The sequence below is a fragment of the Xanthomonas sp. WHRI 1810A genome (assembly GCF_040202885.1).
Classification (GTDB): domain Bacteria; phylum Pseudomonadota; class Gammaproteobacteria; order Pseudomonadales; family Pseudomonadaceae; genus Aquipseudomonas.
This window is the reverse complement of sequence record NZ_JBEGED010000015.1, coordinates 70011-88446: the sequence shown is the minus strand read 5'-3', so window position 1 is coordinate 88446 and position 18436 is coordinate 70011. Positions and strand designations below refer to the sequence as shown.

Annotated in this window: 19 protein-coding genes; 17 read left to right on the top strand and 2 right to left on the bottom strand. The window is 63.8% G+C overall.

The window, feature by feature from the left end:
* Positions 1-632 precede the first annotated feature (632 nt).
* Positions 633-1487: a LysR family transcriptional regulator gene (locus tag ABQX22_RS20665; protein WP_349801715.1), complete on the bottom strand. Its 855-nt coding sequence runs from the start codon at positions 1485-1487 to the stop codon at positions 633-635.
* 108 nt (positions 1488-1595) lie between these two features.
* Between ABQX22_RS20665 and ABQX22_RS20660 the strand changes: the two genes are divergently transcribed.
* Positions 1596-2036, top strand: coding sequence for a VOC family protein (locus tag ABQX22_RS20660; RefSeq protein WP_349801714.1), 441 nt, complete (start codon positions 1596-1598; stop codon positions 2034-2036).
* A gap of 331 nt (positions 2037-2367) precedes the next feature.
* On the top strand, positions 2368-4260 hold the full coding sequence (locus tag ABQX22_RS20655) for a methyl-accepting chemotaxis protein (RefSeq protein ID WP_349801713.1): 1893 nt from the start codon (positions 2368-2370) through the stop codon (positions 4258-4260).
* Positions 4261-4424: 164 nt separating this feature from the next.
* Here the strand turns inward: ABQX22_RS20655 and ABQX22_RS20650 are convergent, their stop codons facing one another.
* Positions 4425-5318 (bottom strand): alpha/beta hydrolase, encoded by an 894-nt coding sequence (locus tag ABQX22_RS20650; RefSeq protein WP_349801712.1) that lies wholly within the window; start codon positions 5316-5318, stop codon positions 4425-4427.
* 367 nt (positions 5319-5685) lie between these two features.
* On the opposite strand from ABQX22_RS20650, the gene phnC reads away from it, so the two are divergent.
* The 15 genes from phnC to ABQX22_RS20575 all read left to right on the top strand — a co-directional run bounded on the left by phnC (position 5686) and on the right by ABQX22_RS20575 (position 18366).
* Positions 5686-6519: a phosphonate ABC transporter ATP-binding protein gene (gene phnC, locus ABQX22_RS20645; protein WP_349801711.1), complete on the top strand. Its 834-nt coding sequence runs from the start codon at positions 5686-5688 to the stop codon at positions 6517-6519.
* Positions 6520-6565: 46 nt separating this feature from the next.
* Positions 6566-7570: a phosphonate ABC transporter substrate-binding protein gene (gene phnD, locus ABQX22_RS20640; protein WP_349801710.1), complete on the top strand. Its 1005-nt coding sequence runs from the start codon at positions 6566-6568 to the stop codon at positions 7568-7570.
* A 79-nt stretch (positions 7571-7649) separates the two neighbouring features.
* Positions 7650-8438: a phosphonate ABC transporter, permease protein PhnE gene (gene phnE, locus ABQX22_RS20635; RefSeq protein WP_349801709.1), complete on the top strand. Its 789-nt coding sequence runs from the start codon at positions 7650-7652 to the stop codon at positions 8436-8438.
* Positions 8439-8472: 34 nt separating this feature from the next.
* On the top strand, positions 8473-9177 hold the full coding sequence (gene phnF, locus ABQX22_RS20630) for a phosphonate metabolism transcriptional regulator PhnF (protein ID WP_349801708.1): 705 nt from the start codon (positions 8473-8475) through the stop codon (positions 9175-9177).
* Positions 9178-9191: 14 nt separating this feature from the next.
* Positions 9192-9668: a phosphonate C-P lyase system protein PhnG gene (gene phnG, locus ABQX22_RS20625; protein WP_349801707.1), complete on the top strand. Its 477-nt coding sequence runs from the start codon at positions 9192-9194 to the stop codon at positions 9666-9668.
* Positions 9668-10270 carry a phosphonate C-P lyase system protein PhnH gene (phnH, locus tag ABQX22_RS20620; protein WP_349801706.1) on the top strand — a complete coding sequence of 201 codons (603 nt, stop codon included), beginning with the start codon at positions 9668-9670 and terminating at the stop codon, positions 10268-10270. Before phnG ends, phnH begins: the two co-directional genes overlap by 1 nt.
* Positions 10270-11361 carry a carbon-phosphorus lyase complex subunit PhnI gene (locus ABQX22_RS20615; RefSeq protein WP_349801705.1) on the top strand — a complete coding sequence of 364 codons (1092 nt, stop codon included), beginning with the start codon at positions 10270-10272 and terminating at the stop codon, positions 11359-11361. The genes phnH and ABQX22_RS20615 overlap by 1 nt, the downstream gene beginning before the upstream one ends.
* Positions 11358-12233: an alpha-D-ribose 1-methylphosphonate 5-phosphate C-P-lyase PhnJ gene (locus tag ABQX22_RS20610; RefSeq protein WP_349801704.1), complete on the top strand. Its 876-nt coding sequence runs from the start codon at positions 11358-11360 to the stop codon at positions 12231-12233. The genes ABQX22_RS20615 and ABQX22_RS20610 overlap by 4 nt, the downstream gene beginning before the upstream one ends.
* Positions 12230-13084, top strand: coding sequence for a phosphonate C-P lyase system protein PhnK (gene phnK / locus ABQX22_RS20605; RefSeq protein ID WP_349801703.1), 855 nt, complete (start codon positions 12230-12232; stop codon positions 13082-13084). The genes ABQX22_RS20610 and phnK overlap by 4 nt, the downstream gene beginning before the upstream one ends.
* Positions 13085-13106: 22 nt before the next feature.
* Positions 13107-13823, top strand: a complete 717-nt coding sequence (phnL, locus tag ABQX22_RS20600; protein ID WP_349801702.1) for a phosphonate C-P lyase system protein PhnL — start codon at positions 13107-13109, stop codon at positions 13821-13823.
* Positions 13817-14998 carry an alpha-D-ribose 1-methylphosphonate 5-triphosphate diphosphatase gene (locus ABQX22_RS20595; protein WP_349801701.1) on the top strand — a complete coding sequence of 394 codons (1182 nt, stop codon included), beginning with the start codon at positions 13817-13819 and terminating at the stop codon, positions 14996-14998. Before phnL ends, ABQX22_RS20595 begins: the two co-directional genes overlap by 7 nt.
* Positions 14998-15564, top strand: a complete 567-nt coding sequence (gene phnN / locus ABQX22_RS20590; RefSeq protein WP_349801700.1) for a phosphonate metabolism protein/1,5-bisphosphokinase (PRPP-forming) PhnN — start codon at positions 14998-15000, stop codon at positions 15562-15564. Before ABQX22_RS20595 ends, phnN begins: the two co-directional genes overlap by 1 nt.
* Positions 15555-16304 (top strand): phosphonate metabolism protein PhnP, encoded by a 750-nt coding sequence (phnP, locus tag ABQX22_RS20585; protein WP_349801699.1) that lies wholly within the window; start codon positions 15555-15557, stop codon positions 16302-16304. Before phnN ends, phnP begins: the two co-directional genes overlap by 10 nt.
* Positions 16305-16592: 288 nt before the next feature.
* Positions 16593-17414 carry an alpha/beta fold hydrolase gene (locus ABQX22_RS20580; RefSeq protein ID WP_349801698.1) on the top strand — a complete coding sequence of 274 codons (822 nt, stop codon included), beginning with the start codon at positions 16593-16595 and terminating at the stop codon, positions 17412-17414.
* A 79-nt stretch (positions 17415-17493) separates the two neighbouring features.
* Positions 17494-18366, top strand: a complete 873-nt coding sequence (locus ABQX22_RS20575) for an AraC family transcriptional regulator (RefSeq protein ID WP_349801697.1) — start codon at positions 17494-17496, stop codon at positions 18364-18366.
* The last annotated feature ends 70 nt before the right edge of the window (positions 18367-18436 follow it).

Genomic DNA, 18436 nt, shown 5'->3' with positions numbered 1-18436 from the left:
CGGCCCGGAACCGCATCGCGAGCAAGCTCCCTCCCACAAAACGCTCCAACAATGCGCTCGGTTTACTGATCCACCGCGTGCGCCGGTTCTGCTGCCGCTGCGCGGCAGATCGTCAGCAAGCTGGACTCCCACGGCCTGCGGCCAGAATCAAAAGCCACTGCAGCCCCGCTTCTGCCCGGAGGGCGTGGGAGTCCGGCTTGCCGACGATGGGCTGCGCAGCAGCCCCGAAGCCGACCAGCGCGGTGTGCCTGACCCACCGAATCGCAGCCTTCGGCAGCGCCTACACGGGGTAGGTAGCGGGCTGTAAATTTCGGTGTGTGATCGTTCCCACGTGCCGCCTGGTAACGCAGCCCCGGAGGCTCCGCGTCCCTTGTGACGCAGAGCATCACGAACGGCATTCCCACGCGGAGCTTTGGGACGATCAGAGCCAGCTCCCACGAGAATCAAAAGCCACTGCAGCCTCGCTTCTGCCCGGAGGGCGTGGGAGTCCGGCTTGCCGACGATGGGCTGCGCAGCAGCCCCAAACCCGACCAGCGCGGTGTGCCTGACCCACCGAACCGGAGCCTTCGGCAGCGCCTACACGGGGTAGGTAGCGGGCTGTAAATTTCGGTGTGTACGCGGTTCGGGGTCGATTACTCCAGACATTCCCGAAACAACCGGTGCAACGGCAACTGCCGGTTGGCATGACGCATGATCAGCACCAGCTCCCGGTAGAACGTCAGTTCACCCAGGTCCAATACCCGAATGTTCGCCTCACGCGCCAGCCACAATCCGGCTTGCGGCACCAGCGACACGCCCAGTCCCGCTTCCACCATCCGCACCAGCGCTTCCACTTCGTCCAGCTCCAGCCCCGGATTGACCTCGATCTGCTGCTCGCGCAGAAAGCGGCTCACCTGACGCCCGCCGAATGAATGCCGGTCGTAGCGCACCAGGCGGTTGTCCCGCAGCAATTGCAGCGGATCGTCCCCGGTGGTGTGCGGCGGGGCGATCAGCACGAACGGCTCGCGGCGGATCACTTCCAGGTGCAGGTCCTTGGGCAACGCGAACGGCGGGTGAATCAGGATCGCCATGTCGATCTCGCCGGCGTCCACGCTATTGAGCAGGTGCTGCGACACCCCGGGCCTGACCTTGGCTTCGATGGCCGGAGCGTGTTGGTTGAGCCGCACCAGCGCATCGGGCAACAGGCCGGTCTGCACGGTGGCGATGGCGCCGATCACCAGCTCGCCGAAATAGCCGCTGTCGTGCTCGGGTCTGGCCATGCGCTCGAAGATCTCGACGATCTCCCGGGCCATGGGCAGGGCGCGCTGACCTGCCGCATTCAAGGTAGCGCTGCGGCCATTGCGGTCGAACAGGCTGCTGCCCAGGGCTTTTTCCAGGGTGCGGATCTGCGCGCTGATGGCCGACTGGGTCAGGCCGATGTGGTTGCCGGCGGCGACGAAAGTGCCGAGGCGGGCGACGGTCAGCAGGGTTTTCAGTTCGCGGATCATGCAGTGCCCATTGATCAAAATAATTCGTGCTCGGCACGAAAATTATGCGTTTTCAATTCATTAAACAATGGGCAAAGATACGGCCATTCACTACAAAGAGACATCACCGTGACCACACCGACCTCGACCCTTACCCCGTTTCACCTCGCCATCCCGGTCTACGACCTCGCCGCCGCCCGGCATTTCTACGCCAACTTGTTCAACCTGCCGGAAGGCCGCTCCAGTGAGCAGTGGGTGGATTTCGACTTCTTCGGCCATCAACTGGTGATCCACGAACACCCGAAAACCGACTCCCAGGCCCACGCCGGCAGCAACGCAGTGGACGGCCACGACGTGCCGGTGCCGCATTTCGGTGTGGTGCTGGGATGGGAAGTCTGGGAGGCGCTGGCTGAGCGTTTGCGCGGGCAAGGCGTGAAATTCGTCATCGAACCCTACGTGCGCTTCAAGGGCCAGGTGGGCGAGCAGGCCACGATGTTCCTGTTCGACCCGTGCGGCAACGCGCTGGAGTTCAAGGCGTTCAAGGACATGTCGCAGTTGTTTGCCAAGTAAAACCGGCTACCTGTAGGAGCGCGCTTGCCCGCGATTGCGTTGTGTCAGCCTCTGGAGATATCACCGCCAGATCGCAATCGCGGGCAAGCGCGCTCCTACAATCATCGGACTGAAAAACTTAATGATTCAAACACCCGTTTATTCAACCAAGTACACCCCCTTCAATAACTTCCTCACCACTCGTCATTAGCACTAACGCCTTTCTCAAGCCGGCCGACACAGAGTGCAAGCCGCGTCTTCCTTTTGCTGCGCAAGCCTGTAAAAAGCCCAGCGCGCGCCCATCCGGTGGTGCAAACCCCTCGCTGTCAATCTTGGTTATGGACACACACGTATGATCAGAAGTCTTGGCTTCAGCAGAAAAATCCTGCTGGCTGCCGCGTTGATAGTTGTCGTCGCGTTTTCACTCTTTATTGTGGTGAACGACTACCGACAACGTGAAACCCTTAGAACCAGTGTGGACTCTGAACTTACCCAGTTAGGCAGTCTGACCACCCAGAACATTCAAACCTGGCTGGAAAGTCGCACCCAGTTGTTGCACTCCATGGCCCAGCAGATTGCCGTGGACGGCCCGGCACCGACCAGCCTGCAGCGTGCCATCGGCCTGCCGGTGTACCCGGACAACTTCCAGCTCAGTTATTTCGGCGGCAAGGACGGCGTGATGTTCTCCGTCCCCGCCGGCAATCGCGCCGCCGACTACGACCCTCGCGCCCGCGGCTGGTACAAGGTGGCGGATGCGGCGCAGGCCACCATCGTTACCGAACCCTACATCGCCGCGTCGTCCGGCAAACTCGTCGTGACCCTGGCCACGCCGGTGCGCCAGCAAGGGCAGATGATCGGTGTCGCCGGTGCCGACATCTCGCTGGACGCCATCAGCAAGACCATCAACTCGCTGAATTTCGGCGGTCATGGCTACGCGTACATCGTCAGCGCCGACGGCAAGATTCTGATCCACCCCGACAGCAAGCTGGTGCTCAAGAACGTCTCCGACGCCTACCCCAACGGTGCGCCGAAGATCGTGCCCGGCGTGACCGAGATCGAATCCAACGGCAAGGCGCAGTTCATTTCCTTCACCAAAGTCGAAGGCCAGAGCACCGCCAACTGGTACGTGGCGCTGGTGCTGGATCGCGACGCGGCCTACTCGATGCTCAGCGAATTCCGCACCTCGGCGATCACCGCCATGGTCATTGCGGTGGCGATCATCATCCTGTTGCTGGGCTTGCTGATTCGGGTGTTGATGCGTCCGTTGCACCAGATGGGTCGCGCCATGGCGGACATCGCCGACGGCGAAGGCGACCTGACCAAGCGCCTGAACAACGATTCCAACGACGAATTCGGGCAGATGGCCCAGTCGTTCAACCGCTTCGTCGAGCGTATCCACAGCTCGATCCGCGAAGTGGCGTCCACCGCCGGGCAACTGGGTGAAGTCGCCGCGCGGGTGGTCCGCGCGTCCAACTCATCCATGGGCAACTCCGACCAGCAATCCAACCGCACCACCAGCGTCGCGGCTGCCATCAATCAACTGGGCGCCGCCGCCCAGGAAATCGCGCACAACGCCGCCCTGGCTTCGCAACATTCCAGCCAGGCCAGCCAGTTGGCCGCCGAAGGGCAGGGGGTGGTCAGCCAGACCATCACCGCAATGAATCAGCTGTCGGAGAAGATCAGCGAGTCCTGCGTCAACATCGAAACCCTGAACAACAAGACCGCCAACATCGGGCAGATCCTGGAAGTGATTACCGGCATCTCCCAGCAGACCAACCTGCTGGCGCTGAACGCTGCGATCGAAGCGGCACGGGCGGGCGAGGCCGGTCGCGGGTTTGCCGTGGTGGCCGATGAAGTGCGCAACCTGGCGCATCGCACCCAGGATTCGGCGCAGCAAGTGCAGAAGATGATTGAAGAGCTGCAGGTCGGCGCCCGGGACGCGGTGGTCAACATGACCGAGAGCCAGCGTCAGAGCGAAAGCAGTGTGGTAATCGCCAATCAGGCCGGCGAACGGTTGAGCAGCGTGACCCAGCGCATCAGCGAAATCGATGGCATGAACCAGTCGGTGGCCACGGCAACCGAAGAGCAGACCGCCGTGGTGGAGTCGATCAACGTCGACATCAACGAGATCAACACCCTTAACCAGGAAGGCGTGGACAACCTCAAATCCACGCTCGACGCCTGCTCACACCTGGAACACCAGACCGCGCGGTTGCAGCATTTGGTGGGTACGTTCCGGATCTGAAAGCACATCGATCCAGCAGGTGAATGCAGTCCAGCATGTGAATGCGGTCTACATTGTGGGAGCGGACCTGTCCGCGAAGGCGCCGGTACATTCAACACATCTTCTGTGTATGAACTGACGTCTTCGCGGACAGGTCCGCTCCCACGGGGTTCACCATCATTACCTCACGGTTTTTCCGGCAACCCCGCCGCCATCCGCAACGCCGGGTGTAGCGCGGTACTGAACATCTGCCCGTGGTTGCGGCCGCTGAACTGCTCGTAGGTCGCATCGGTATGGGCCAGGGTCGCCAGATGCCCGGCCAGTATCCGATTGGAGTCGTTGGGCACTGCGGCCATGGCTTTTCGTCTTTCCGGCGAGCCGGTATCGAACTGTCCCACCGGTGGCTTGCCTTCGCGTTCCCCTCTGACAATCCGCACCGTTTGCGGCCGATCGCCCTTGAATCCGCGCAACGCCATGCCGTTATCAAAGGTCATCGGCTGAAACCACAGCGAAGGACTCGCGGCATACCACTGCTGGAACGCCTCGGGTTTCTCCAGCAGCGCATACAGCACGAACAACCCGCCGAACGAATGCCCCCACAGCGTCTGCCGTGACGGATCCACCGCATAGCGCGTTTGCACCTTGGGTTTGATGCCGTTCTCCAGCAGCTCAAGAAACGCCGCTGACGTGTTGCCGGTGTAATCCCGGGTGCGTTGCGTCATGTCGTAGGTGCCGTCGATGTCATAGCCGACCATCACCAGCAGCGGCGGGCTTCCTGCCTCCAGCTCCCCCAGCCAGTCATCCCTCAGCTCGGCCATCACGTTGTTGCCGTCCAGCAGGTACATCACCGGGTAGCCCGCGGCCGGGGCGGCCTTCTTCGGCACGGCGACGTCGATGCGGTAGTGAAGCTGGCTGTCGGGGGAATCGACGGTAAAGCGCTCGAAGGTGTAATGCGCCGAACCGGTCTCGGCCAGGGGCGGGTTCTTCACCGCGACGTTGCCGGCGGCGTAGGCCATCAGCGGCAGCGCGCCGAGCAGGGTGATGGACAGGGTGTTCTTCATGGTTTGAATCCAGTTCATGGGTGCACTCATTGGTTACTTCGCTGATTCGGTGTAGGAGCGCGCTTGCCCGCGATGCGTCTCGTCAGAAATATCAAAGGTGACTGACCCACCTCAATCGCGGGCAAGCGCGCTCCTACAAAAAAGTGCATTCAACTTGTCTAGCCCACAGGCCAGCAGGACCGCGATTCCAGCGGCAGATGTCTGCCAAACCCCCGGAAAACCGGACCCCAAACCTTCAACAAACTGTTATCTCACGTTCATCTTCGGTTCATCGGACTGCCACACGCTCTCTCTAATGTCACTCGCACTGCAGCCAGCCATGGAGCGGCTGAGCAGAAGATTATGTGCCGTGGCGGGACGCCAGACCCACAAGACAGAGAAGCTTATGAACGCAGCCATCCATGTCGACCGCTTGAACAAGACTTTCTCCGGTAAAACCGCGCTGGTTGACCTTGCATTGTCTATACAACCCGGAGAAATGGTCGCCCTGATCGGCGCGTCGGGTTCCGGTAAATCTACCCTGTTACGCCACCTCGCGGGCCTTGCCTGTTGCGACCGCCACAACGGCGGTCACGTTCAGGTGCTGGGCCGCGAGGTTCAGGCTTCCGGTCGCCTGAACGGCAAAGTGCGCCGCCTGCGCGCCGACATCGGCTACATCTTCCAGCAATTCAACCTGGTCAACCGCCTCAGCGTGCTGGACAACGTGCTGCTCGGTTGCCTGGGGCGCATGCCTCGCTGGCGCGGCAACCTCGGGCTGTTCAATGCCGAGGAGAAACAACGGGCCATGGAATCCCTGGCGCGGGTCGGTCTGGCCGATCTGGCCCCTCAGCGTGCCTCGACCCTGTCCGGCGGCCAGCAGCAGCGGGTTGCGATTGCCCGGGCCCTGACCCAGCGCGCCGAAGTCATCCTGGCAGACGAACCCATCGCCTCGCTGGACCCGGAGTCAGCACGCAACGTCATGGAAATCCTCGCCGACATCAACCGTCGCGACGGCAAGACCGTGGTCGTGACCCTGCATCAAGTCGATTACGCCGTGCGCTATTGCCCGCGTGCCGTGGCGCTCAAGGGCGGACGCATTCATTACGACGGTGCCGGCGACGCCCTCAGCAGTCAGTTCCTCAACGAGCTGTACGGCGGCGACCTGGACACCAGCCTCATGTTCTCCGATCAGGCCCGCAAGCCCGGCAAACCACCCCGGCTGACCTTGGCCCAGGCCTGATTTCATCCCCATCGATAACCCTCATTCTTCGCTTCAGGAGCACCCCATGTTGAACCGTATCGGTCGCGTGTTCGTGTCTGCCGCCTTGCTCGCCAGCTGCCTGCTGGGTACCGCGCAAGCCGACGACAAGGTCATCAACTTCGGCATCATGTCCACCGAGTCTTCGCAGAACCTGAAAAGCGTCTGGCAGCCGTTCCTCGACGACATGACCAAAAAGACCGGCCTGAAGGTCAATGCCACCTTCGCCTCGGACTACGCCGGCCTGATCCAGGGCATGCGCTTCAACAAGGTCGACGTGGCCTGGCTCGGCAACAAGGCGGCCATGGAAGCGGTGGACCGTTCCGGTGGCGAGATCTTCGCCCAGACCGCCGCCGCCAACGGTGCGCCGGGTTACTGGAGCGTGATCATTGCGCGCAAGGACAGCCCGATCAATTCGGTCGACGACATGCTCAAGCACGCCAAGGAACTGACCTTCGGTAACGGCGACCCGAACTCCACCTCCGGTTACCTGATCCCGGGCTACTACGTGTTCGCCAAGAACAACGTCGATGCCGCCACCGCCTTCAAACGCACCCTGAACTCCAGCCACGAAGTGAACGCCCTGAGCGTCGCCAAGGGCCAGCTGGATGTCGCCACCTTCAACACCGAAAGCTGGGACCGTCTGGAAGTGACCCAGCCGGACAAGGCGGCGATGCTCAAAGTGATCTGGAAATCCCCGCTGATCCCGGCCGACCCGATGGTCTGGCGCAAATCCCTGTCGGATGACGACAAGAACAAGATCCGCGAATTCTTCGCCACCTACGGCGACACCGACGAAGAAAAAGCCGTGCTCAAAAACATGCAGATGGGCAAGTTCCTCAAGTCCTCTGACGACCAGTTGCTGACCATCCGCCAGCTGGACCTGTTCAAGCAGAAGTCCGAAGTCACCGCCAGCACCACCCTGGACGCCAACGAAAAAGCTACCCGCCTCAAAACCATCGACGACGGCCTGACCAAGCTGCAGGACCGCATTTCGGAGCTGGAAAAACAAGGCACCGCCAAAGCGGGCTGACCGGTCCTGCGCGGTGCTCCGGCACCGCGCAGCCGACGCGATAAAGCTGTCGTTTTTAACCCTGCAAACGGGATCGTTTATGACCACTCATGCTGCATACGCCGACGTTGCCGGCAAGCGCTCCTGGAGCCGATACCTGGGCTGGGGCCTGTTCGCGGCCATGATGGCCTGGGCCTGGCACGGCGCCGAGATGAACCCGCTGGCGCTGTACCGCGACTCGGGAAACATGGCGACCTTCGCCGCCGACTTCTTCCCGCCTGACTTCCACGAATGGCGCGCGTACCTCAAGGAAATGATCGTCACCGTGCACATCGCCCTGTGGGGCACCTTGCTCGCCATCGTCTGCTCGGTGCCGCTGGGCATCCTCTGCGCCGACAACATCACGCCGTGGTGGATTCACCAGCCGCTGCGCCGGGTCATGGATTCGTTTCGCTCCATCAATGAAATGGTCTTCGCCATGCTGTTCGTGGTGGCCGTGGGCCTGGGGCCGTTCGCCGGGGTCCTGGCGTTGTGGATCAGCACCACCGGCGTGCTGGCCAAGCTGTTCGCCGAAGCGGTGGAAGCCATCGATCCGGGCCCGGTGGAAGGGGTGCGCGCCACGGGTGCCAGCGCCTTGCAGGAAGTGATCTACGGGGTCATCCCGCAAGTGCTGCCGCTGTGGATTTCCTATGCGCTGTACCGCTTCGAATCCAACGTGCGCTCGGCGACGGTGGTGGGGATGGTCGGCGCCGGCGGCATCGGCGTGATCCTCTGGGAAAACATCCGCGCCTTCGAGTTCGTTCAGACCTGCGCCGTGCTCCTGGTGATCATCGTGGTGGTCAGCGTGATCGACATCATTTCCCAGCGCCTGCGCAAGCAGTTCATCTAACTGACAGGAGAGGGTGCGAACCCTTTTTTTAGCCATGCAGTTGTCTAGACAATCCGAGCCCGTTTACCGAGAGCTGGCCGACACCCTGCGCAGCGAGTTGAGCGGTTTCAACGCCGGGGAATACCTGCCCGCCGAGATCCAGCTGGCGGCGCGTTTCTCGGTCAACCGCCACACCGTGCGCCGGGCCGTCGACGAGCTGGTGCGCGAAGGCAGTTTGTTACGCCGACAGGGCAAGGGCACCCAGGTGCTGGGCCGTCCGCTGATTTACCCGGTGGCCGCCGAAAGCGCCTACAGCCAGTCGTTGTCGGCCCAGGGCCATGGTGTCGAAGCGATCCTGCTGGCGCGCCGGCACTGTGTCGCCACCCGCGAAGAGGCCGAGCACCTGGGCCTGGCCGAACACGCACCGCTGATCGAACTGCTAACCCTGCGCCGCCTCGACGGCCAACCGGTCAGCCTGATTCGCCACCGCTACTGCGCCAGTCACGCCCCCTTGCTCGCTGACTACACCAGCGGCTCGGTACGCCAGTTTCTGGCGGCGCGGGATCTGCCGTTGACCCGCACGTTCAGCCTGATCGGTGCCCGACTGCCCAGCCGTGACGAGGCCAGCGTGCTGCTGATGCCGCGTCACCTGCCGGCGCTCACCGTCCTCACCCTTTCCCGCGATGCGTCCGGCCGACCGGTGGAGCTGGCCCATTCCACCAGCCGCTCGGACCGCTTCCAGTACCAGGTCGTTACATGATGGAGATGCCTCTGATGACTGCCTCATCCGTTAACCCTAAAGACGCCGTTGATTTAGAACACGCCGCACGCCAGCGATGGATCGGCGTGCTGTCCCGCGCCCGCCGTGGGGACCTGATCCACCACGAATCGGCCCTGCGCGACGCTGAATTCCAGCTGATCCGCGCGCCTGAAATCGGCATGACCCTGGTCCGTGGCCGCATGGGCGGCTGCGGCGCGCCGTTCAACGTCGGCGAAATGAGCGTGACCCGTTGCGTGGTGCGCCTGGCCGACGGCCGTACCGGCTACAGCTACCTGGCCGGGCGCGACAAGGTCCACGCCGAACTGGCCGCCCTGGCCGACGCCCACCTGCAAGGCCCGCAACAGGCTCACTGGTTGAGCGAACTGATCGAACCCCTGGCCCAGGCACACGCCGCGCGCCGGGCCCGGCAAGAAGCTGAAACCGCAGCGACCAAAGTGGAGTTCTTCACCCTGGTCAGAGGAGAAAACTGATGACAGCCACGCTTTTACAACCGGCCTTCGCCGACCCCGTGCTCGACGCCCAGCGCAGCTTCCGCGCCGCCCTCAAGGCCCTTGCCGGGCCGGGCGTTGCGCAGACCCTGGTGCCGGCGCAACTGCCGCCGCACCTGGAAGGCCTGGCCGCCGCGAGCCATGCCTTGTGCCTGGCGCTGCTGGACATCGACACGCCCCTGTGGCTCGCGCCCACATTCGACACCCAGGCCATTCGCGCCAACCTGACTTTTCACTGCGGCTGCCCGATTGTCAGCGACCGGCAGAACGCACGCTTCGCGCTGCTGGACGACAGCCAGTTGCATGACCTGAGCGGCTTCAATCTGGGCAACGACCGTTATCCCGATCAGTCCTGCACGCTGCTGGTTCAGTTGCCGACGCTGGAAGGCGGACCTCAGCTGGCCTGGCGCGGGCCGGGCATCCAGAGCGAAAACCAGGTGGCGCTGCCCTTGGGTGAAGCGTTCTGGCACGAGCGTGAGGCACGCAATGACTTCCCCCGCGGCATCGACGTGTTCTTTGTTGCCGGCAGTGAGCTGATGGGGCTGCCGCGCAGCACCCAGGTCGCGTACCAGGGAGGTGCCTGATGTACGTCGCAGTCAAGGGTGGCGAACAGGCCATCGATAACGCCCACAAAGTGCTGGCGAAAAAACGTCGCGGCGACACCTCGATTGCCGAGCTGGACGTCGAGCAGATCCGTCAGCAATTGCCGCTGGCCGTGGCCCGGGTCATGACCGAAGGCTCGCTCTACGACGAGCAACTGGCGGCGCTGGCGATCAAGCAGGCGGCCGGTGATCTGGTGGAAGCGATCTTCCTGCTGCGCGCCTACCGCACGACCTTGCCGCGCTTCAACGCCAGCCTGCCCATCGACACCTCGGACATGCTCCTGACCCGGCGCCTGTCGGCCACGTTCAAGGACGTGCCCGGCGGCCAGTTGCTCGGCCCGACCTTCGATTACACCCACCGTTTGCTGGACTTCAGCCTGCTCGCCGAAGGCGAATACCCTGGCCCGTCGGCGCAGGCAAACACCGCGCTGGAGCCGTGCCCACGGGTGCTGGGCTTGCTGGCCAGAGAAGGGCTGATCAAGGAAGAAGCCGACAACGGTGAAGCCATCGCCGACATCACCCGCGAACCGCTGGAGTACCCGGCCAGCCGCGCGCAACGCCTGCAGGCCCTGGCCCGTGGCGATGAAGGTTTCCTGCTGGCGCTGGGCTACTCGACCCAACGCGGTTACGGCCGCAACCACCCGTTTGCCGGGGAAATCCGCATCGGCGACGTGGAAGTGTGGATCGAGCCTGAAGAGCTGGGCTTCCCGATTGCCATTGGCGCCATCGAAGTCACCGAATGCGAGATGGTCAACCAGTTCGTCGGCTCCGGCAGCGAACCGGCGCAGTTCACACGCGGTTACGGCCTGGCCTTCGGGCACGCCGAGCGCAAGGCCATGGGCATGGCGCTGGTGGACCGCTCGTTGCGCGCCGAGGAATACGCCGAGGAAATCCAGTCCCCCGCGCAGCAGCAGGAATTCGTGCTGGCCCACTGCGACAACGTCGAGGCCGCTGGTTTCGTCTCGCACCTCAAGCTGCCGCACTACGTCGACTTCCAGTCCGAACTTGAACTGATCCGCAAACTGCGCAAGCCCTTCAACGGGCCGGCGCACGCCAAGGAGAACGGCCAATGAACGCCGCCACCCAACCCCGGCCCGCGCGGGACGAGGCTTACAACTTCGCCTACCTGGATGAACAGACCAAACGCATGATCCGCCGTGGCCTGCTCAAGGCCGTGGCGATCCCCGGTTATCAAGTGCCGTTCGGTGGCCGCGAAATGCCGCTGCCCTATGGCTGGGGCACCGGCGGCATGCAGCTGACGGCCGCGATTCTCGGCGCCGACGACGTGTTGAAAGTCACCGATCAGGGCGCCGACGACACCACCAACGCGGTGTCGATTCGCCGCTTTTTCGCCCGCACTGCAGGCGTTGCCACCACCGAGCGCACGCCTGACGCGACCATCATCCAGACCCGTCACCGGATTCCCGAAGTGCCCCTGCGTGCCGATCAGATCATGGTCTATCAGGTGCCCATTCCCGAGCCGCTGCGCTTCATCGAGCCGCTGGAAACCGAAACCCGGACCATGCACGCGCTCAACGATTACGGGGTGATGCACGTCAAGCTGTACGAAGACATCGCCACCTTCGGCCATATCGCCACGGCGTATGCGTACCCGGTCACGGTCAACGATCGCTATGTGATGGACCCGTCGCCGATTCCCAAATTCGACAACCCGAAACTGGACATGAGCCCGGCGCTGATGCTGTTCGGCGCCGGCCGCGAAAAGCGTCTGTACGCGGTGCCGCCGTACACCAAAGTCAGCAGCCTGGATTTTGAAGACCACCCGTTTGAAGTGCAGAAGTGGGAACACAGCTGCGCGATCTGCGGCAGCCACGACTCGTTCCTCGACGAACTGATTCTCGACGATCAGGGCACCCAGAGCTTCGTCTGTTCGGACACCGATTACTGCGCGCAACGCGTGCTTCACGGGGAGGGCGGCCAATGAATACGGTCCGTGCACTGAACGACGCGACGCCGATGGACCGTGCTACCGAGCGCGCCACCGACCGCGCGCAGCCGCTGCTCAAGGTCAGCGGCCTGGGCAAGTTGTATGGCCCGGACAAGGGCTGCCAGGACGTCAGTTTCGAGCTGTACCCCGGTGAGGTGCTGGGCATCGTCGGTGAGTCCGGTTCCGGCAAATCGACGCTGTTGTCGCTGCTCAGCGGCCGCTGCCCACCGGATGCCGGGCGCATCGATTACCGCCGCGCCGACGCCCGCAATGGCAACAGCGAGTGGCTTGACCTGTACAGCGCCAGCGAAGCCGAACGCCGCACCCTGCTGCGCACCGAATGGGGCTTTGTCGAGCAGAACCCCCGTGACGGCCTGCGCATGGCGGTCTCGGCGGGGGCCAATATCGGCGAGCGCCTGATGGCCCAGGGCGTGCGCAATTATCAGGCGCTGCGGGCGGCAGGGCTGGACTGGCTCAATCAGGTGGAAATCGACCCGGCGCGCATCGACGACCTGCCACGGACCTTTTCCGGCGGCATGCAACAGCGGCTGCAAGTGGCGCGCAATCTGGTGTCCGGCCCCCGTCTGGTGTTCATGGACGAACCCACGGGCGGCCTCGACGTGTCGGTGCAGGCACGGTTACTGGACCTGATGCGCGGCCTGGTGCGCGAACTCGATCTGGCGGTGGTCATCGTCACCCACGACCTGGCCGTGGCGCGCCTGCTGGCGGACCGGCTGATGGTGATGCGCCGTTCGCGGGTGGTGGAAACCGGCCTGACCGACCAGATCCTCGACGACCCACAACATCCGTACTCGCAGCTGCTGGTGTCCTCGGTCCTGCAACCGTGATCCGAACTTTGGGGTGCTTTTGATGAACATGCTGATCGAGGTCCGTGACCTCTCGAAAACCTTCACCCTGCACCAGCAGAACGGCGTGGTGCTCAACGTCCTGCGCGGCCTGAATTTCTCGGTGCGCGCCGGTGAATGCCTGGTGCTGCACGGCCAGTCCGGCGCGGGCAAAAGCACGCTGCTGCGCACGCTGTACGGCAACTACCTGCCCGCGGGCGGCAGCATTCGGGTTCAGCATCAAGGCCAATGGCTGGAACTGGTGGGCGCCGAACCCCGGCAAGTGTTGGCGGTGCGGCAGCAGACGCTGGGCTACGTCAGCCAGTTTCTGCGGGTGATCCCTCGGGTGTCGACGCTGGACGTGGTGATGGAACCGGCCATGGCCCGGGGCTGGGAACGCGCGGAGGCCAAGGCCCGCGCCGAACACCTGCTGGCGCGGCTGAACATCCCGCAGCGCCTGTGGCAGCTGGCGCCGGGGACCTTTTCCGGGGGCGAGCAACAGCGGGTCAATATCGCTCGCGGTTTCATGGTGCCGTGGCCGCTGATGCTGCTCGACGAACCCACCGCGTCCCTGGACGACACCAACCGCGAAGTGGTGCTTGAACTTATCAACGAAGCCAAGGCCGCCGGCGCCGCCGTGATCGGCATCTTCCACGACCGCCTGGCCCGTGAAGCCGTCGCCGACCGCCACCTGGACATGACCCCGGCCGCGCTGACCGCCAAGGAGTTGCTCGAATGCTGAACGAACAGATTCTGACCAATGCCCGCATCGTCACCGGCGACCGCATGTTCAACGGCACCGTGGTGCTGCGTGACGGCCTGATCAGCGAGGTCGACAGCGGCCTCAGCCGTTTGCCCCACGCCCAGAACCTGGGAGGCGATTACCTGCTGCCGGGGCTGGTGGAGCTGCACACCGACAACCTGGAAAAACACCTGAGCCCGCGCCCCGGCGTGGACTGGCCGTCGGCCTCGGCGGTGATGAGCCACGACGCGCAGATCATCGCGGCGGGCATCACCACCGTGTTCGACGCGCTGTCCATCGGCGACGTCAACCCCAAGGGCAAGCGCATGCAGCAGCTGCCGGGGATGATCGACGCCATCGCCAGGGCCAACGCCTCGGGCATGACCCGCGCCGAGCACCGCCTGCACCTGCGCTGCGAAGTCTGCCACCCGGACACCCTCAGCGTGTTCCGCGATCTGGTGGAGCAGCCGCTGGTGCAACTGGTGTCGGTGATGGACCACTCGCCGGGCCAGCGCCAGTTCGCCCTGGAATCCAAGTACCGCGAGTACTACATGGGCAAGTACCACCTGAGCGCGGCGCAGATGGACGAGTTCGTGGTGGAGCAGGTCGCCAACTCCAAGACCTACAGCGACCGTTACCGCAAGGCCATCGTCGACATCTGCCTGGCGCGCGGCCTGTCGGTGGCCAGTCACGATGACGCGACCCTGGCCCACGTGGAAGAATCGGCGGCCTACGGCATGTCCATCGCCGAGTTCCCGACCACCCTGGAAGCGGCCGAAGGTTGCCGCCGCCTGGGCATGAGCGTGTTGATGGGCGCGCCGAACATTGTGCGCGGCGGTTCGCACTCCGGGAACGTCGCGGCGGCCAGCCTCGCCAAAGAAGGGCTACTGGATATTCTGTCCAGCGACTATTATCCGGCGAGCCTGTTGCAGGCGGCGTTCGCGCTGGCCGCGCAATTGGACCAATCTGGTCAGGACGGCGGGCAGGACGCCGGTCTGGCGAAAGCCATGGACACGGTCAGTGGCGCGCCGGCCAGAGCTGCAGGCTTGAATGATCGCGGCGAAATCCGTGTCGGTCTGCGCGCCGACCTGATCCATGCCCGCAGCCATGTTCACAGCCACGGCACGCTGCCGGTGATCCAGCAGGTGTGGCGACAAGCGAAGAGGGTGTTTTGATGGCAGGCAGGTTGATCTATCTCATCGGACCGTCCGGTTCGGGCAAGGACAGCCTGCTGGACGCGGCGCGCGCACCCATGGCCGAGCGCGGCTGCCGGATCGTGCGCCGGGTCATTACCCGCTCGGCGGAGGCCAAGGGGGAGGCGGCCCAGGCGGTCAGCGTCGAGCAGTTCCTGACGCTGCAGGCTCAGGCCGCGTTTGCCCTGAGCTGGTTCGCCAATGGCCTGCATTACGGCATTCCGGTGGAGATCGACGCGTGGCTGGCGGACGGCCACGACGTGCTGATCAATGGCTCGCGCGGGCATTTGTCTCAAGCGCGCGAACGTTACCCGGACCTGCTGGCGGTGCTGTTGACCGTGGATCAGGCGGTGCTGCGTGAGCGCTTGCTGGCCCGGGGGCGGGAGTCGGTGGACGACATCGACGCGCGGCTGGCGCGCAATGCGCAGTTTGCCTCGGAGCTGATGGCCGGTGATGCGGGGCTGTTCCTGCTGGACAACTCCGGGCCCTTGACCGGCACCGTGGCGCGCTTGATTCACCGCATCGACCGGGAGCGGGCATGCGCCTGACCTTGCTCGGCACCGGCGATGCGCGCCAGGTGCCGGTCTACGGCTGCGAGTGCCCGGCGTGTCGGGCTGCGCACGCGGATGAGGGCAAGCAGCGATTGCCCTGTTGCGCCCTGGTGGAATGCGGCGACCAGCGCTGGTTGATCGACAGCGGCCTGACCGACCTCACCGAGCGGTTTGCGCCGGGCAGCCTGAGCGGGATTCTGCAAACCCACTACCACGCCGACCACGCCCAGGGGCTGCTGCATCTGCGCTGGGGGCAGGGCCTGGTGATCCCGGTGCACGGCCCGGCGGACCCCGAAGGGCTGGCCGATCTGTACAAGCATCCGGGGATACTGGATTTCAGCCAGCCGTTCCTGTCGTTCGAAACCCGCCTGTTGGGTGATTTGAGCGTCACGGCGCTGCCGCTGCTGCACTCCAGAATGACCCTGGGCTATCTGCTGCAAGGCGCCGGACGTCGTGTGGCGTACCTGACCGACACCGTGGGTGTTCCTGACGACACCCGCGCGCTTCTGCAGCAGCAGACGCTGGACGTGTTGATCCTCGACTGCTCGATGCCGCCGCAACCCCAGGCACCCCGCAACCACAACGACCTGAACCTGGCGCTGGTGATCATCGCTGACCTGAAGCCGCGTCAAGCCGTGCTCACCCATGTGGGGCATACGCTGGATGCGTGGCTGATGAGCGAACCGCGAACCTTGCCACCCAACGTGATCATCGCCCGCGACGGGATGGTGGTATAAACCTGTAGGAGCGCGCTTGCCCGCGATGGCGGTCTGTCAACGATAAATGCGTCGCCTGGCCCCCTCAATCGCGGGCAAGCGCGCTCCTACAATCTTCCTGCGTCACGAATGCTGCGTCTGGCGTGGGACCGCATTTTTCCGTGGGAGCGGACCTGTCCGCGAAGAGGCCTGAACCGCCAACGCAAGGCTCTAAAACAAGCACAATCCTTCAAGCGGCTTCGGCCATCAACGTCTAGGCTCAAGCGTTCTTGTTCGCCCATCCGTTCACCCACACGAGGACCGCTTCCCATGACCACCTTGACCCTGAAAGACGGCACCGAGTTTTTCTACAAAGACTGGGGCACCGGGCAACCCATCGTGTTCTCCCACGGCTGGCCGCTGGACGGCGATGCCTGGGACGCGCAGATGCTGTTCCTCGGTCAGAACGGCTACCGCGTCATCGCCCACGACCGTCGCGGTCACGGGCGTTCGGGCCAGACCTGGGACGGCAACGACATGGACACTTACGCCGACGACCTGGCGCAGCTGTTCGAGCACCTGGACCTGAGCGACGTGATCATGATCGGCCATTCCACCGGTGGCGGCGAAGTGGCGCGCTACATCGGCCGTCACGGCACCTCCCGCGTGGCCAAGGCGGTGTTGATCGGTGCCGTGCCGCCGATCATGCTCAAGACCGACGCCAACCCTGAAGGCTTGCCCATCGACGTCTTCGACGGCATTCGTGCGGGCGTCACCGCTGACCGTTCGCAATTTTTCAAGGACCTGGCGGTGCCGTTCTTTGGCTTCAACCGCGAAGGCGCGAAAGTCTCCCAGGGCGCCATCGATTCGTTCTGGGCCATCGGCATGCTGGGCGGCGTCAAGGCCGAGTACGACTGCATCAAGGCCTTCTCGGAAACCGACTTCACCGAGGACCTGAAAAAGATCGACGTGCCAACCTTGATCCTTCATGGCGACGAAGACCAGATCGTGCCTATCGTCGCTTCCGGCCTGAAAAGTCACGAACTGGTCCAGGGCTCGACCCTGCACATCGTCAAAGGCGGTTCCCACGGTATGTGCGCCGTGCAACCGGACGAGATCAACCAGATCCTGCTGGGCTTCCTCAAAGGCTGAGGCCATCTGAACATGCCCACGTTCCGCGTGGGCATGTCGCGCCACCTGCACCACACAACGACCGAATCAGGATCTTGCCGTGAACGCACCCTTGATCACCCAGCTGAGTCGCGACGACATCACCGCAACCCGCATGACCCACTCAGTGCCTGATCCGGAGCGGGTCATCGATATCCCGTGCGCGGATGCGTTTTCAATCATTGTGCAACTCCAGGATTTCTCGGATCACCGGCTCTGGCGCGGACAGCGCCTGAGTTACAGCGGCGGCTATCGGCAAGGCAGCGTGTCGCTGCCGTTCATGGGCGACGAGTTGCGTTGCCAGCACCGCACGGCCTACGACAACCTTCGGGTGAACATTCCCCGCCAGACGCTTGACCAACTGCAGGCCGAGCACGGCGGGGCGAAGGTCGACATGTTCCGCTACGAGCAAGGGGGCACCACAGATCCGGTGCTTTATCACCTGGCACACGCCATGCTGCCAGCACTGCAGCGTCCGGACATGGCCAATCGTTTGTTTGTCGATCACCTGTTGCTGGCGATGTGCGGGCACGCGTTGCAGCATTACGGCCGGGTACGACCCGCCTCGGGCAAGCCGTCAGCCAGCCTGACGCCGGTTCAACTGCGCCTGGCCAAGGAGTTGATCGCCAGCCAGTTGGGCAACGACTTGTCCGTGCAACGTATGGCGCAGGAATGCTCGCTGTCACGTAGCCACTTTTCCCGAGCGTTCAAACAGGCGACCGGCGTTGCGCCCCATACCTGGCTGCTGCACATGCGCGTCGAGCGCGCCAAGGCCATGCTGCTGGAGCAGCCCTTGATTCCGATGGCACGCGTGGCGCTGGAATGCGGTTTTGCCGACCAGCCGCACCTGACCCGGATTTTTACCCGTCATGTCGGTCAGACCCCCAGGGCCTGGCGCACAGGCCAGCAACGCCTGGTGTTCCTGCCGATTTGACGCTTGGTACACGTGGGGTGCGGACTGTCCCGGAGGCTGACTGCCGGGTTGGCGACAGGCCGCGCGCAGC

Bases quoted from the DNA above. Each gene is read 5' to 3' on its own strand.
- ABQX22_RS20665 (WP_349801715.1), bottom strand. From the start codon at position 1,487: ATGATCCGCGAACTGAAAACCCTGCTGACCGTCGCCCGCCTCGGCACT.
- ABQX22_RS20655 (WP_349801713.1), top strand. From the start codon at position 2,368: ATGATCAGAAGTCTTGGCTTCAGCAGAAAAATCCTGCTGGCTGCCGCG.
- ABQX22_RS20650 (WP_349801712.1), bottom strand. From the start codon at position 5,318: ATGAACTGGATTCAAACCATGAAGAACACCCTGTCCATCACCCTGCTC.
- phnC (WP_349801711.1), top strand. From the start codon at position 5,686: ATGAACGCAGCCATCCATGTCGACCGCTTGAACAAGACTTTCTCCGGT.
- phnD (WP_349801710.1), top strand. From the start codon at position 6,566: ATGTTGAACCGTATCGGTCGCGTGTTCGTGTCTGCCGCCTTGCTCGCC.
- phnE (WP_349801709.1), top strand. From the start codon at position 7,650: ATGACCACTCATGCTGCATACGCCGACGTTGCCGGCAAGCGCTCCTGG.
- phnF (WP_349801708.1), top strand. From the start codon at position 8,473: ATGCAGTTGTCTAGACAATCCGAGCCCGTTTACCGAGAGCTGGCCGAC.
- phnG (WP_349801707.1), top strand. From the start codon at position 9,192: ATGACTGCCTCATCCGTTAACCCTAAAGACGCCGTTGATTTAGAACAC.
- phnH (WP_349801706.1), top strand. From the start codon at position 9,668: ATGACAGCCACGCTTTTACAACCGGCCTTCGCCGACCCCGTGCTCGAC.
- ABQX22_RS20615 (WP_349801705.1), top strand. From the start codon at position 10,270: ATGTACGTCGCAGTCAAGGGTGGCGAACAGGCCATCGATAACGCCCAC.
- ABQX22_RS20610 (WP_349801704.1), top strand. From the start codon at position 11,358: ATGAACGCCGCCACCCAACCCCGGCCCGCGCGGGACGAGGCTTACAAC.
- phnK (WP_349801703.1), top strand. From the start codon at position 12,230: ATGAATACGGTCCGTGCACTGAACGACGCGACGCCGATGGACCGTGCT.
- phnL (WP_349801702.1), top strand. From the start codon at position 13,107: ATGAACATGCTGATCGAGGTCCGTGACCTCTCGAAAACCTTCACCCTG.
- ABQX22_RS20595 (WP_349801701.1), top strand. From the start codon at position 13,817: ATGCTGAACGAACAGATTCTGACCAATGCCCGCATCGTCACCGGCGAC.
- phnN (WP_349801700.1), top strand. From the start codon at position 14,998: ATGGCAGGCAGGTTGATCTATCTCATCGGACCGTCCGGTTCGGGCAAG.
- phnP (WP_349801699.1), top strand. From the start codon at position 15,555: ATGCGCCTGACCTTGCTCGGCACCGGCGATGCGCGCCAGGTGCCGGTC.
- ABQX22_RS20580 (WP_349801698.1), top strand. From the start codon at position 16,593: ATGACCACCTTGACCCTGAAAGACGGCACCGAGTTTTTCTACAAAGAC.